12 protein-coding genes are annotated in these 14,732 nt (G+C 66.0%); 4 read left to right on the forward strand and 8 right to left on the reverse strand.

Annotated elements, in window-relative coordinates; genetic code table 11:
- Positions 1-239 precede the first annotated feature (239 nt).
- The 4 genes from NMG10_RS13390 (at position 240) to NMG10_RS13405 (ending at position 5,555) form a co-directional block, all read left to right on the forward strand.
- Positions 240-1,160, forward strand: coding sequence for a LysR family transcriptional regulator (locus tag NMG10_RS13390; protein ID WP_232855689.1), 921 nt, complete (start codon positions 240-242; stop codon positions 1,158-1,160).
- A 238-nt stretch (positions 1,161-1,398) separates the two neighbouring features.
- On the forward strand, positions 1,399-2,922 hold the full coding sequence (locus NMG10_RS13395) for an MFS transporter (RefSeq protein WP_203650638.1): 1,524 nt from the start codon (positions 1,399-1,401) through the stop codon (positions 2,920-2,922).
- 27 nt (positions 2,923-2,949) lie between these two features.
- Positions 2,950-4,011, forward strand: coding sequence for an HlyD family secretion protein (locus NMG10_RS13400; protein WP_232855688.1), 1,062 nt, complete (start codon positions 2,950-2,952; stop codon positions 4,009-4,011).
- A 149-nt stretch (positions 4,012-4,160) separates the two neighbouring features.
- Positions 4,161-5,555, forward strand: coding sequence for an efflux transporter outer membrane subunit (locus NMG10_RS13405; protein WP_232855759.1), 1,395 nt, complete (start codon positions 4,161-4,163; stop codon positions 5,553-5,555).
- Positions 5,556-5,630: 75 nt separating this feature from the next.
- On the opposite strand, the gene NMG10_RS13410 is transcribed toward NMG10_RS13405, so the two are convergent.
- From NMG10_RS13410 to NMG10_RS13445, 8 genes are all read right to left on the reverse strand, one after another.
- The gene (locus tag NMG10_RS13410; protein ID WP_232855687.1) at positions 5,631-6,443 is read right to left on the reverse strand and encodes an SDR family oxidoreductase; all 813 of its coding nucleotides are present in this window, start codon (positions 6,441-6,443) and stop codon (positions 5,631-5,633) included.
- 134 nt (positions 6,444-6,577) lie between these two features.
- Positions 6,578-7,042: a multidrug transporter gene (locus NMG10_RS13415; RefSeq protein ID WP_232855686.1), complete on the reverse strand. Its 465-nt coding sequence runs from the start codon at positions 7,040-7,042 to the stop codon at positions 6,578-6,580.
- 166 nt (positions 7,043-7,208) lie between these two features.
- Positions 7,209-8,663, reverse strand: coding sequence for a mannose-1-phosphate guanylyltransferase/mannose-6-phosphate isomerase (locus tag NMG10_RS13420; RefSeq protein WP_203650646.1), 1,455 nt, complete (start codon positions 8,661-8,663; stop codon positions 7,209-7,211).
- Positions 8,664-8,697: 34 nt separating this feature from the next.
- On the reverse strand, positions 8,698-9,345 hold the full coding sequence (locus NMG10_RS13425; protein ID WP_203650648.1) for an alginate O-acetyltransferase AlgF: 648 nt from the start codon (positions 9,343-9,345) through the stop codon (positions 8,698-8,700).
- 20 nt (positions 9,346-9,365) lie between these two features.
- Complete coding sequence (locus tag NMG10_RS13430) at positions 9,366-10,517, reverse strand: alginate O-acetyltransferase (RefSeq protein ID WP_254464517.1); 1,152 nt, start codon at positions 10,515-10,517, stop codon at positions 9,366-9,368.
- 10 nt (positions 10,518-10,527) lie between these two features.
- The gene (locus NMG10_RS13435) at positions 10,528-11,985 is read right to left on the reverse strand and encodes an MBOAT family protein (protein ID WP_234561614.1); all 1,458 of its coding nucleotides are present in this window, start codon (positions 11,983-11,985) and stop codon (positions 10,528-10,530) included.
- A 178-nt stretch (positions 11,986-12,163) separates the two neighbouring features.
- Positions 12,164-13,267, reverse strand: coding sequence for a mannuronate-specific alginate lyase (locus NMG10_RS13440; protein ID WP_203650667.1), 1,104 nt, complete (start codon positions 13,265-13,267; stop codon positions 12,164-12,166).
- Between the two features lie 7 nt (positions 13,268-13,274).
- Positions 13,275-14,720, reverse strand: coding sequence for an alginate O-acetyltransferase (locus tag NMG10_RS13445; RefSeq protein ID WP_203650669.1), 1,446 nt, complete (start codon positions 14,718-14,720; stop codon positions 13,275-13,277).
- Between the last annotated feature and the right edge of the window lie 12 nt (positions 14,721-14,732).

The following is a 14,732-nucleotide window of genomic DNA, read 5'->3' on the forward strand; positions in this document are numbered from 1 at the left end:
GGGTTCCTTGCAGGGCGGTGACATTCTTAAACGCTGGATCTCCCTATCGCGGGGCAAGCCCGCTCCCACGAGTGTTTTGCGAATGGCGTGGGAGCGGGCTTGCCCCGCGAGAGGGCCGGTACAGGTTGACGCATCGACCGGCCGGGATAAATGGCCCTCCATGCACGGTGCCATTGCGCCTGACGCAATCCACCAACCTGATACCATCGCGTTTCCCACAGCTGTCACGGAAAACGGCCATGCAACTCCCGGACATGAACCTGCTCGTCGCCCTCGACGCCCTGCTCGACGAAGGCAGCGTGGTCGGCGCTGCCCAGCGCATGAACCTGAGCCCGGCGGCCATGAGCCGCACGCTGGGGCGCATCCGCGAGGCCATGGGCGACCCGATCCTGGTGCGCGCCGGCCGTGGCCTGGTACCGACGCCCCGGGCACTGGCCCTGCGCGACCAGGTACGGGCGCTGGTGGAGCAGGCCGGTCTGGTGTTTCGCAGTGGCGACGAGGTCGACCTGCCGAACCTCGACCGGGCCTTCAACATCCGTACCAACGACCTGTTCATCGCCCTGTACGGTGCGCGCCTGCTGCACATGATGCTCGAACAGGCACCGAACACCGTGCTGCGCTTCGTCCCCGAGCACCAGGGCGACGATGACCTGGTGCTGCGCCACGGGCAGATCGACCTGGTGGTCAGTTCGAGCATCGACATGGGACCGGAGATCAAGGTGCAGAGCCTGTTCGACACCTGGTTCGTCGGGCTGGCGCGGGCCGACCACCCGATCTTCGACGCCGAGATCACCCCACAGCGCTTTGCCCGCTACCCGCAGATCAGTGTGTCGCGGCGCGGGCGGGCCAATGGGCCGATCGACGTGGAGCTGGGCGCCCATGGCGTGCAGCGCAGGGTGGCGCTGATCACGCCGAGCTTTCATTCGGCGATGTTCTCGTTGCCGGAGTCGGACCTGATCCTGCCGATGCCGGCGAACATCCTCGGCAGCGTGACCAAGTTCGGCCTGCCGCTGCGATCGTTCGAGATCCCGGTGCCGCTGGAGCGGGTGCGGGTGATGCAGGCCTGGCATCCGCGTTTCGACAACGACCCGGCGCATCGCTGGCTGCGCCAGACCATGCGCGCCTGCTGCGCGGGCGAGCCCACGCCAGCTAACCTGTAGGAGCGGCCTTGTGCCGCGAAAGGGGCGCAACGCGGCCCCCGGATGTCGGCGTTAACGCAAAAATCGCCGGGGCTGCTTTGCAGCCCTTTCGCGGCACAAGGCCGCTCCTACAGGTGATGCGCATTTTTCATGGATTGCGTCTGACGCAACATAAACCTGCCAACAAGTCAGTTTTCGTCAGCATTCGACCTTCATAGACTTGCTCCAGCCCTGAATTTGTTGCTGGAGATGTCTATCCATGAGTTCCCTGACCGCGCCTACTGCCGCGCTGGTCGCCCCTGCGCAGACGGCGTTCGGCCTGCGGGTGGTGGTCGGCCTGTTCGGCGTGTTGCTAGCGGTGCTGTGCGCCGGGCTCAACGAGGCGGTGACCAAGATTTCGCTAAGCGACATCCGTGGTGCCATGGGCATCGGCGCTGACGAAGGCGCCTGGCTGCTGGCGGTGTATGCCGCCGCCTCGGTCTCGGCCATGGCCTTCGCGCCCTGGCTGGCCACCACCTTCTCGTTGCGCCGCTTCACCATGAGCGCCGTCGGCCTGTTCGCCGTGCTTGGCCTGATCCAACCCTTCGCCCCCAACCTGCACAGCCTGATGCTGCTGCGCGTGCTGCAAGGCTTCGCCTCGGGCGCCTTGCCGCCGATGCTGATGAGCGTGGCGCTGCGTTTCCTGCCGCCGGGCATCAAGGTCTACGGCCTGGCCTGCTATGCCCTGACCGCCACCTTCGGACCGAACCTGGGCACGCCGTTGGCGGGCCTGTGGACTGAATACGTCGGCTGGCAATGGGCGTTCTGGCAGATCATCCTGCCGTCGCTGCTGGCGATCGCCTGCGTCGGCTGGGGCCTGCCCCAGGATCCGCTGCGCCTCGAGCGCTTCAGGCAGCTGGACTGGCGCGGCGTGCTGCTCGGCCTGCCGGCGATCAGTTGCATCGTCCTCGGCCTGTCGCTGGGCGACCGCTGGGGCTGGTTCGACTCGCCGCTGATCTGCTGGCTGCTCGGCGGCGGCGTGTTGCTGCTGGTGCTGTTCATGTTCAACGAATGGTCCGAGCCGCTGCCGTTCTTCCAGTTGCGCATGCTCACGCGGCGCAACCTGAGCTTCGCTCTGGTGACCCTGGCCGGGGTGCTGATCGTGCTTTCGGGGGTGGGCAGCATTCCGTCCGCCTACCTGGCGCAGATCCAGGGCTATCGCCCGGCGCAGACCAGCCCGTTGATGATGCTGGTGGCCATGCCGCAGCTGATCGCCCTGCCGTTGACCGCAGCGCTGTGCAACATCCGCGCGGTGGACTGCCGCTGGGTGCTGGCGACGGGCCTGGCCATGCTGGCGGTCTCGTGCGTGGGCAGCAGCCTGCTGACCTCGCAGTGGATCCGCGGCGATTTCTATCCGTTCTACCTGCTGCAGGTGTTCGGCCAACCCATGGCGGTGCTGCCGCTGCTGATGCTTTCCACCAATGGCATGACCCCGCAGGAAGGCCCGTTCGCCTCCGCCTGGTTCAACACGGTCAAGGGCCTGTCGGCGGTGATCGCCGGCGGTCTGCTCGACGCCCTGGGTACCCTGCGCCGGCATTTTCATTCCAACCACCTGGTCGACAGCCTGGGCAACGCGCCATTGATCGACGACAACACCGTTGGCCTGGCCAAGCGCATCCATGAACAGGCCCTGGTGCTGACCTCGGCCGACCTTTACCTGGTGATGGCGGGCATCGCTGTCGCCCTGATCTGCCTGATCCCCTTCGTGCCTACCCGGATCTTCCCGCCGCGTGCGGTGGCCTGAATCCGTGGATGAATCCGAGACCTTGAAATGACCAACAACCGCAAGACAATCCTTATCGGCTCGGTGCTCGCCGTGGCCGTGCTGGCCGCCATCGTCGGCCCCTGGATGTTCGGCAGCGACCACCGCCAGAGCACCAACGACGCCTACGTGACCGCCGACTACACCGTGGTCGCGCCGAAGGTGGCGGGCTTCATCAAGGAAGTGCTGGTGGAGGACAACCAGCAGGTGAAGGCCGGGCAGTTACTGGCGACCATCGACCCACGGGACTACCAGGCCGCCCTCGACGCGGCCCAGGCCCAGTTGCTGGTGGCCAGGGCGCAGAGCCTGGATGCCCGCGCCACCCTCGAGCGCCAGGCGGCGCTGATCGCCCAGGCCGAGGCCGCGGTGAAGGCGGCCCAGGCCGAGGCCGCGTTCGCCGATCACGAAGTGACCCGCTACAGCCGCCTGGCCGAGCAGGGCGCCGGCACCGTGCAGAACGCCCAGCAGGCGCGCAGCGGCGTTGACCAGGCCCGTGCCCGGCTGGCCAACACCCAGGCGGCGCTGGTGGCGACGCGCAAGCAGGTGGATATCCTCGACGCCCAGGTGGCCAGTGCCGATGGCCAGCTGAAACGGGCCGAGGCCGGCCTGGAGAAAGCCCGGCTGGATCTTTCCTACACCCGCATTGCTGCGCCGGTGGACGGCATGGTCGGTGAGCGCGCCCTGCGCGTCGGCGCCTACGTCAATCCGGGCGCACGACTGTTGTCGGTGGTGCCGCTGGAGCGCGCCTACATCGTCGGCAATTTCCAGGAGACCCAGCTGACCCACGTTCAGCCGGGCCAGCCGGTGAGCATCAGCGTCGATACCTTTTCCGGCGAGAAACTCCACGGCCGCGTCGAGAGCATCGCCCCGGCCACGGGGGTGACCTTCGCGGCAGTGAAACCGGACAACGCCACCGGCAACTTCACCAAGGTGGTGCAGCGTATTCCGGTGAAGATTGTCTTTGACGATGGCCAGCCGTTGTTGGAGCGCCTGCGGGTGGGCATGTCGGTGGAGGCGGTCATCGATACCCAGGGCGACAAGCTGGCCGTTAAAGAGGTGACGGCGCGATGAGCAATGTGGTTGAAAAAATTGAGAGTGCCGGGGCTGCTGCGCAGCCCTTTCGCGGCACAAGGCCGCTCCTACAGGCGACCGCGATCCTTTGTAGGAGCGGTCTTGCGCCGCGAAAGGGGCGCGCAGCGGCCCCCTTGCTGCTGGCCGCGATGCTGGCCGGCTGCACCCTCGGACCGGATTTCCAGAGCCCGTCCAGCGAAGCGCCTCGGGATTGGGCCTCGTTGCAAAGTGAGGCAGCGGCCAGCCAGCCGGTAGCTGAACCGCTGGAACTGCGCTGGTGGGACAGCTTTCACGACGCCCAGCTGAGCGCGTTGATCCAGCAGGTCGCCGAACGCAATCTCGACCTGCAGATGGCCAGCGCCCGCCTGCTGCAAAGCCGCGCCTTGCGTAGCACCGTGGCGGCCGACGAGATGCCTTCGGTGGATGCAAACGCAGGCTACAGCCGGGCGCGTAACAGCGCCGAAGGATTGAACGACCCCTCCGGCAAGGCCGGCAAGTCGGCGTATAACTTGTGGCAAGGCGATCTGGTCGCCGGTTGGGAACTGGACCTGTGGGGGCGTGTGCGCCGTCAAGTCGAGGCCGCCGATGCGACCGTGGCGGTCGCCGAGAACGATCGCCGTGGCGTGCTGCTGGCGCTGCTGTCGGAGACCGCCGGCAACTACATCCAGCTGCGCGCCGTGCAGCACACCCTGGACATCACCCAGGACAACCTCAAGGTTGCCCGGCACAGCCTGAAGCTGTCCGAAGGCCGCCAGGCCGAAGGTGTCGCCACCCGGCTCGACGTCGCCCAGGCCAGCGCCCAGGTGGCGTCGATCGAGGCGCGCCTGCCGACCTTGGAGGCCCGCCGCGACGACCTGATCAATGCCCTTAGCCTGCTTGCCGCCGAACCGCCGCGCAGCTTGCAGTCCCAGCTGCTGCAGGGCGGCGAATTGCCCGCGCCGCAGCAGCGCTTTGCCATCGGCGTGCCGTCGGAGCTGGCCGAGCGCCGTCCGGATATCCGCCAGGCCGAGGCCCGGTTGCATGCGGCCACCGCCAGCATCGGCGTGGCCAAGGCCGATTTCTATCCGAGCATCCGCCTGTCCGGAAGTGTCGGTTTCCAGGCCATGCAACTGTCCGATTTCGGCGCCTGGGATTCGCGCCGCTTCGCCTTCGGGCCGCAGTTGTCGTTGCCGATCTTCGAGGGCGGACGGCTCAAGGGCCAGCTGGAGCTGCGCGAGGCCCAGCAGCAGGAAGCGGCGCTGAACTACCGCAAGGTGGTGCTCGGCGCCTGGCATGAGATCGACGATGTGCTGCGCCTGTACAACGCCAGCCAGTTGCGTCGCGATCACCTGGCCGAGGCGGTGCGGCAGAACCGCATCGCCCTGGAGACCGCGCAGCGCCAGTATGTGGAAGGGGCGGTGGACTTTCTCAACGTGCTGACGGTGCAGTCGGCGTTGCTGGCCAGCGAGGAGCAGTGGATCGACAGCTCGGCGGCGGTGTCGCAGGCGCTGGTGGGGCTGTACAAGGCGCTGGGCGGTGGCTGGCAGGCGTTCGACCAGGTCTGAGCAGCATCGCGGGGCAAGCCCGCTTCCACGCATACCTGGGAGCCCCCGTGGGAGCGGGCTTGCCCCGCGACGACGTCAGAGCGGTCGCAACAATCCGAAGCGCTTGCGCAATACCCAATCCAGCAGGCGCTGTGGCAACAGCCGGGCCATCAACGGCAGGGCCGTGCTGCCATTGCCGATACGCACCAGTGCAGGCACAGGCGATTTGCGCGTCGCCGCCAGCAACCTCTGGGCGAACACCGCCGCCGACGTCGGCCGGTCCTGCGACGCTCGCGCCCGCGCCTGTACCTGTTCGCGCAACGGCCACCACGGCGAACCGCTCGCCAGCACCTGCTCGGCCTGCTGCTGCGCATTGCTGGCGAACTGCGAGGCGATCGCGCCCGGCTGCACCTCCATGACCCTGATTCCGAAAGGCGCCAGCTCCAGGCGCAGGGCATCGCTCAGCCCGTGCACGGCGGCCTTGGACGCACAATAGGCACCGGCGAAGGGCGTCACCAGCACACCCGACACACTGCCGATGTTCACCACCAGCCCCCGGGAACGGCGCAGCAGCGGGAACAGTGCCTGGGTCACGCCGATCAGGGCGAAGACGTTGGTTTCGAACTGCTGGCGCATGGCTGCGACGCCGCCGTCGAGCAGCGGGCCCATGGCGCCGTAGCCGGCGTTGTTGATCAGGATGTCGAGGCTTTGCAGCTCCTCGGCCAGGCGGGCGAGGGCTTCGGCGTCGTTCACGTCCAGTTGCCGGGCATTGAAGCCGGCAGCGGCCAGTTGTTCGACATCCTGTGCCTTGCGGGCGGTGGCCCAGACTTCATGGCCGGCATCGCGGAAGGCGTCGGCCAGGGCGCGGCCGATGCCGCTGGAACAACCGGTGATCAGGACGGTGGGCATGTAAAGGGCCTGTGATCGATAGATGGAGTGGGTCGTCTGTGCCGACCTCTTCGCGGGTAAACCCGCTCCCACAGGGATCACCACAACCCTGTGGAAGCGGGTTTACCCGTGAAGAGGCCAGATCGGGCAACGAATCAATTGGCGAATGTACCTTGCAGATGCTCGGCACGAAACTCCAGGGTTTGTGGCCGATAGCCCGAGCGCAGTGGCGGCAATGGCAGGCAATCGCTCCATTCGGCGCCCGGCTGCAATTCGCCGGGGCCACGATAGCGCGGGGCGGCGTAGGTGTTCTCGGCCAGGTTCACGGTATCGCCAGGCGCATAGGCGCCGACGCGCCAGCGCAGTTCGCCGAGCGGGACCTTGTTGCCGTTCTTCATGCGCACCTGCAGGGCGCGGTCGGCGGGGCACTGCTCGGGGGCGTAGGCCAGGCGGATATCGAGGCGGGCCAGTTGCGAGGCTTCGCGGGTGTCCTGCCAGACCACGTAGAGCGCCACCAGCCCCAGGCCACAAACGGCGGCCATGGAAATCGGCAGGGCCTTGGCCGGGTAGCGCAGCAGCAGGACCAGCCAGGTGAGGACGAGCAGGGCGCCGATGATCATGGTGGGGCAGGCCTTGGTGGCGGGGGTTCGATCATCGTAGCGGGAAATGGGTATTGGCTCAAAAGCGGGAGGGCTTTGCCCTCCTTTCGCGGCACAAGGCCGCTCCTACAGAGGGAACGCAACCTCCTGTAGGAGCGGCCTTGTGCCGCGAAGCGGTTCCAACGTTTTACTGCGCGATGGTCTTCACCGAAACCCCACGTTCCACCGGCGTCGAAGTCCGCCCATACACATCCTCGAAGCGCTCGATATCATCCTCGCCCAGGTAGCTCCCGGACTGCACCTCGATGATCTCCAGCGGGATCTTGCCCGGGTTGCGCAGGCGGTGCACCGAGGCGATGGGGATATAGGTGGACTGGTTCTCGGTGAGCAGGAACACGTTCTCGTCGCAGGTCACCTCGGCGGTGCCGGACACCACGATCCAGTGCTCGGCGCGGTGGTGGTGCATCTGCAGCGACAGGCTGGCGCCGGGCTTGACGGTGATGTGCTTGACCTGGAAGCGCCCGCCCATGTCCACCGAATCGTACGAGCCCCACGGGCGGTACACCTCCAGGTGGTTCTGGGTTTCCGTGCGGCCCTGGGCGTCGAGGGTGTTGACCAGCTGCTTGACCCCCTGAACCTTGTCCTTGTGGGCGATCATCATGGCGTCCTTGGTCTCGACCACCACGATGTTCTCAAGGCCAATCACCGACACCAGCTTGCCGTTGCCGTGGATCATGCAGTTGCGGCTGTCCTGCACCACCACGTCGCCCTTGGTGACGTTGCCGTCGGCGTCCTTCTCGTGCACGTCCCACAGCGACGACCAGCAGCCGACGTCGCTCCAGCCGGCCGACAGCGGTACCACGCAGGCGCGCTGGGTCTTTTCCATCACCGCGTAGTCGATGGAGTTGTCCGGGCAGCAGGCGAAGGTGGCTTCGTCGATGCTCAGCGCATCGGCGTCCTCCTGGCTGCGTTCCAGGGCCAGCAGGCAGGTGTCGTAGATGTCCGGGTCGTGCTTTTTCAGCTCTTCGAGGAAGCGGCTGGCGCGGAACAGGAACATGCCGCTGTTCCAGAAGTAGCCGCCGGCGCGGACGAACTCGTTGGCGCGCTTCTCGTCGGGTTTCTCGACGAACTGCGCGACCCGCGCCACGCCTTCGGGCAGCAGCGCGTCCTGGCTCGAGCGGATGTAGCCGTAGCCGGTCTCGGGCTTGGTCGCCGGCACGCCGAACAGCACCATCTCGCCGCGCTCGGCGGCCACGGTGGCCAGGGCCAGGGCGCGCTGCAGGGCCTTCTGGTCCTCGATCACGTGGTCGGCCGGCAGTACCAGCATCAGCTCGTCACGGCCTTCGTTGACCAGCTTCATCGCGGTCATGGCCACCGCCGGCGCGGTGTTGCGGCCGAACGGCTCCATGAGGATGGCCTGGGTTTCCAGCTTCAGCGCGTTCAGCTGCTCCTGGACGATGAACTTGTGATCCTTGTTGCAGACCACGATGGGGGTGTCCATGCCATCGAACACCAGGCGCTGGATGGTCTGCTGGAACAAGGTGTGCTCGCCGGTCAGGGCCAGGAACTGCTTGGGGAACTGCTTGCGCGACAGAGGCCACAGACGCGAACCGCTACCGCCAGAAAGAATTACCGGGATCATGATGTTTCTCCAATAAGGTCGTAAGGGGCAGGAATCAGTTGGTGGCTACGGGACGGGTGACCCACACCGGCGACAGGCTGCTGCCGCTGCCGGTGACGTACAGCACGGCGGCTTCGCCGCGCGCCAGGGCGACGGGTTTGACGTCGCCGACTTTCTTGTCGCCTTGATACAGGGCCAGGTTGACCTTGACCGGATTGATCTCGCGCTCGCCACGGCCCTTGGCGGCCACGGGGCTGACCACTTCGGTCTTGCCATCGGCGGTCTTCAGGGTCAGCGACTGGTCGCTGAGGTTCTGTACCCGCACCAGGGCCTTCTGCTTGTTCTTGAACGGCGGTTCCTCGATCAGCTGAGGGTTGCCGCTGGCGCTGTTGACCAGGGTGTAGTACTTGTCGGCGGCGAGTTTCACCGGGACGCTCTTGCCGCCGACCTGGGCGGTGTAGTCACCGCCGGGCAGGAAGCTGAAGTCGCTGCTGGCCTGGGCGCCGACCTGCTTGATCTGGGTGTTGCCGACCGACGCGGCGGCGGGGCTGCCGGCGGCGTTGTACAGGCGCACGAAGGTCGAGCCCTTCGGCGCGCTTGGGCCATAGAGGGCGGCATCGGCGCCGGCGAAGGCCTGCAGCGAGGCCAGGGACAGGCCGGCGGCGAGGGTGAGGGCTTTGGCAATGGAAGTCTTGGTGGTCATGTGCGTATTCCTCTCTATCTTCAGTGGTCCGTCCGATTGGACGACAGGGCCAGGTTTTCTTCGGATTGACGGGAGTTCTTCAGCTGCGCGATCCACTGCGGATCGAAAGCGCTGAGGTCGTTCTTCATTGGCAGATACCGTTCGGGGAATTCCCACACCACGACCTGTGGCGGGGCGTTCTTGAAAGCGTCGCTTTGCAGGTACTTGAGCATCGGCAGCAGCGGGCCATGGCCGTCCTCGGCGTAATTGGCGACGTCGCTGTGCAACGCCTGCTGCAGGGCGCCGAGGAAGTTCCAGTGCGGGTTGGCGCTGTAGCTGGTGCCCACCAGCGCCACCGGGATCTGGTTGTCGGCGAACAGCGCGTCATCGCCTTCGGCCTGCACCGGGTGAGTCTTGCGCTGCTGCAGGTTGTCCGGGGACGGCAACAGGTTGCTGAACAGCGGGTCCAGCGGCAGGAAGTTGGTCAGGTCGCCCTTGTACGGCGCGGTGGCGCCGGCCTCGGTGATGAACGCCTGGGGTTCGCTGTCGAGCAGGTTCTGGCGGCTGACTGCTTCGGCGATGGACTGCGCGACCACCTCGGCGCCCATCGGCGTCCAGTGGGTGTCGGTACGCAGGAACACCTGGCCGCGGGCCTTGGCCTGCTCCAGCGGCGCCAGCAGGTCGGGGGCGAACACATTGGCCTGGCGCGCCTGGGCGTGGAAGCGGTTGAACAGCTCGTCGTGCAGGCTGGCCGGCGTCTCCTTGCCGATGTACTCGGCGTACAGGCGCGCCTTGGCCGGCACGATCGCCAGCACCAGCTGGCTGCCGTGGCGTTGCAGGGCGTCGCGGATGCCGCGCACCAACGCCAGGTTGTCCTGCATCAGCTGCTCGGCGCCGGCGGAGGGCTTGAACTCCTCGTCGCTGAACAGCCACTGGTCGCGGCCCAGCACCACGCCGGGACGGCCTTCGTTGAACAGCTTGAAGTCCAGCGCGGCCCACAGGTTGGTGCCCAGACGCTTGATCGGGAACTGCTCGTCGTAGTGGGTCTCGGCGGCCTTGGCCAGCTTGCCGTCGAGCAAGGTCATCTGCCCTGTGCGGTTGAAGCTTTCCAGCCCGCCGAGCGAGGCCACTCCCAGGCCGACCAGCAGGCCCATGAACGACAGCGAATAGGTGATGCGAAGTGTCCGGTTCATGATCGGGGCCTCAGAACTGGAAGTAGAGGAACGGTGAGTAGCTCTGCGCCGAGAGCTTGAGCACCGAGGCGGTGAACAGCAGCAGGATCAGGGCGCGGGTCATGATCCGCGTCCAGTCCAGGCCTACCGAGCCGTCGGCGTTGACCTGCACCGGGGTGGCCTTGGGTGCTGGCGTTGCGTTGCGGTAGAAGTCGCGCAGGCCGAAGAACGCCAGGGTCAGGTAGGCGACGATCAGCGTGGCCACCTGCAGGCCGGTGAGGTTGGCGCGGTTGAGCTCTGACAGCTGCCAGTCGCCGAAGCTGAACATGGCGCCGTACATGCGTGCCGCCACGTGCAGGTTCTCGGCGCGGAAGATCACCCAGCCGACCACCACCAGCAGGAACGTGAAGGCCCATTTCACCGGGTTGAAACGCTGCGGGTTGGTGTCCAGGCCCAACGCCCGCTCGATCGCCAGCCACATGCCGTGCCAGGCGCCCCAGATGATGTAGGTGAAGTTGGCGCCGTGCCACAGCCCACCCAGCAGCATGGTCAGGAACAGGTTGCGGTAGGTGTTGAAGGTGCCTTTGCGGTTGCCGCCCAGGGTGATGTACAGGTAGTCGCGCAGCCAGGTCGACAGGCTGATGTGCCAGCGCCGCCAGAACTCGGTGATCGACTGGCTGATGTAGGGCTGCTTGAAGTTCTCCATGAAGCGAAAGCCCATCATCAGGCCCAGGCCGATGGCCATGTCGCTGTAGCCGGAGAAGTCGAAGTACAGCTGCGCGGTGTAGGCCAGGGCGCCGAGCCAGGCGTCACCGGTGGTGGGGTTCTCCAGGGCGAAGCAGTGATCGGCGACCACCGCCAGGGTGTCGGCGATGAACACTTTCTTGATGAAGCCCTGCATGAAGCGGGTGCAGCCTTCGGAGAACTTGTCCAGGGTGTGGGTGCGGTTGTTGAACTGGTCGACCAGGTCCTTGAAGCGCAGCACGGGGCCGGCGATCAGGTGCGGGAAGATCGCCACGAAGGCGGCGAAGTCGATCAGGTTGCGGGTGGCCGGGGTGTCGCCGCGGTACACGTCGATGATGTAGCTGATCGACTCGAAGATGTAGAACGAGATGCCGATCGGCAGCAGCACGTGGGTGAGGATGAACGGCTCCAGCCCCATCGAGGTCATGATCGCGTTGAGGCTGTCGACGCCGAAGTTGGCGTACTTGAAGTAGCCGAGGATGCACAGGTCGACACCCACGCCGAGCAGCAGCCAGCGCTGCGCGGGCTTGGTGCGCACGCCGGCGGCGCCGACCTTCAGGCCGATCCAGTAGTTCCACAGGGTGACCCCGGCGAACAGGGCGAGGAAGTCCACCCGCCACCAGGCGTAGAAGATGTAGCTGGCAACCAGCAGCAGCAGGTTGCGATAGCGGTTCCCGCTCACGTAGTACAAGCCGAGGAAAACCGGCAGGAACAGGAACAGGAACACGTTGGACGAGAAGACCATCCCGGTTCTCCTTGTTGTTCACAGCATCCGGGGCACAGCGCCCCCCAAACCCCCCACCAAAAAAGTGGGAGATACCTAGGTCCCTGTGGGAGCGGGTTTACCCGCGAAGAGGCCGGCACAGGCACCGCACATGGCAGGTCTGGCCCTTTCGCGGGTAAACCCGCTCCCACAGGGTTGTCTATTTCTTCAAAGCAGCGCTCGGGTCATAGACCCGCGTCACATCCCCACCCAGCCTGAAGCTGTTGAACGGCTGCATGTCATGCTTGCGCTCGAGGGTGTCGCCGACGCACTGGTACAGCGCGCACCACGGCTCGAGCCAGGCGTACTTGCTGTCGATCTTCAAATCCTTCAGGTCCTGCTTCACGCCGGCGCGGGTGTTGAAATGAACAGGATCGCGGGCACCGGCCAGCACGCCTTCGCCGAGGCGTTGCAGGGCGAAGTTGTTTTCCTTGCGCAGGTCCACGCCGTTGGCCTGGGCGAAGCTGGCGATCATCGCCAGCGGCGGCAGGGCGTAGTTGTGGTAGGCCAGGGCACGCTGGCGGCGCTTGAGCTCGTTGGGCAAAAAGCCCTGCTCATCGACCTGGTTGGCGCCGACCTTGTATTCCTTCACCGCCCAGTCGAAGAGGTCCTGGCGGTCGGTGGCCACCGCAGTGGCCATCACCGACCAGGCCGCCCAGTAGCTGTGGTTGTTGATCTTCTCCAGCGGCAGGTCGCTCCAGTCACGCACGGTCTGCCGGGCCAGGCGCACGAACCATTTCTCGATCTGCTCGGCCTCGGCCCGGTGCGCCGCCAGTGGCTGCGAGTTGGAGAACTTCAGGCGCAGCCACGACCCGCTCATGCTGCCCAGCGCCCATTTGCGCATGGACTTGCCGGTGTGGTTGTAATCGGTGGACATCAGCGCATCGGCGCGCGCCCAGGTGTCGAGCCAAGTCAGTGCGCAGTCCAGTTGCGCCGGGCGGCCATCGCGCATGTACTGGCCGACCATCTTGCTCACGCCCTTCTCGAGGGTGGTGATGTCCTCGGTGGATTTGCGAAAGGCTTTTTCCGAGGCGGCATTGAGCGTCGCCCGGGCCTTGTCCGAGCCTTCGTACTTGCTGCGGAACACCAGCGCGCCGGTATAGGGCTTGGGTGCGGCCTCGCAGCGGAAATTGCCGTCGCCGGTCTTGAGTTTCTCGATGCCCTCGTAGTAACCCTGGGGCGGTACCAGCGCGGCCTGCGCCGCACCGCCGAACAGGGCGAGGGCGAGCAAAGCGGGTGCGGTCTTGCGGTGGATGGAAGTCATGCTTGCCTCACTGGCCGGCCTGCGCGGTGTGCTGCGCGGGGCTGGCGAAGTTGTTGCGTTTGCAGAGTTTGGCTTCGACTTTCTGCGTGCCGCTTTCCGGCCCCTGGACCTCCAGGGCGAGCAGGTTCTGGCCTGCCCAGTCTTCGTCCTCGCGCATCTGGAAGACGAAGCGTCCATCGGTGTCGGAGGTCTCGGGCTTCTCGATCTTGATGTCCTCGTGGCGGCCGTTGAGGTACCACAGAGTGGCCTGCAGCACTTTCACCGAGGTGTCCTCGAACTTGATGTCGAGCTGGTGGTTGCGGTTGACCAGGTCCTTGATCACGCCATTCTTGCCGTTGACCATCAGCTCGTTCTTGCCGGGCTTGAGGGTGGCGCTGGCGCTCATCTGCGCGGGACGGTCGTCGCAGCCGTCGTCGAGCAGGCCGAGGATCTGCCGCCAGATGGTTTCCTGGTCCAGGCGGTAGAGCGGGGAGAACTCCCAGACCAGGATCTTCGGCGGGTTGTTCTGGAACTCCTCGCTGCCCAGGTACTGGATCATCGAACCTTCCAGACCGCCCCCGGGGAAGGCGACGTTGAGCACATCGGCGCCAATGTACTGCTCGAGGAAGCCCGAGAAGTTGTAGTTCTTGCCGCTGTGGCTGGTGCCCACCAAGGTGATCTGCGCGTTGCCCGAATCACCGAACAGGTCGTCGCCGCCGCTGGCGCCGCCCTTGGGCTCGGTGGCGAACTGGTCCATGTACTGCACCGCGTAGCTGGTGCCGCACAGCTGGCCGGCGACGTTGTGCAGGGTGCCGGTCTTGCCCATGCGTCCGGACTTCCTGGTCTCGAATTCCTTGCGCGGGATGCCTTCGAAGGCCGGCATCTGGTGCACGGTGTCGGCGACGATTTTCGCCGCGCGCTCGGCGCCGTAGGGCGTCCAGTGCTGGTCGCCGCGGAAGTAGAAGTCCTTGCCCTGGTCGGCCGCGGCCAATTGCTCGTTGGTCAGCGGCGACAGGTCGGGCACGTTGTAGCCCATCTTGGCGAAGCGCTGGAGCATGGCCTGGTAGTTGCGCAGTGCCTTCTGGTAATCGAAGGCGGCCTTTTCCTCGGGGTTGAGCATGTTGCGGTTCACCAGGCCGCGAGTCGGCTGGTACACCACCACCAGCTCGACGCCGCGCTTCTTGAACGCGTCGTGCACCTGCTGCAGGCGCTTGTAGCCGCCCGGGGTGGTGTCGAATTCGGTGCGCAGGTCTTCGCGGGTACGGAACAGCCAGTCGCCCTGGGCCTGCACCAGAGTGGTGAAGTTCTGCTGGTAGCGCGTGGTGTAGCGGCTGGCGTCGTGGGCTTCGGGGCACAGCTGGCAGCAGGGCTCGGCGCTGAAGGTCGGCGCCTTGACCTCGTCGGCGCGCACGCCCTGGCTGATGGCCAGGAGGGCGGCGGACAGGCCCAGCAGTTTCATCAGGTGTGGAGTCATGGTCTGGGCTTC

Origin of the sequence: Pseudomonas sp. DVZ6, from assembly GCF_024259445.1 — a bacterium.
GTDB classification, from domain to species: domain Bacteria; phylum Pseudomonadota; class Gammaproteobacteria; order Pseudomonadales; family Pseudomonadaceae; genus Aquipseudomonas; species Aquipseudomonas peradeniyensis.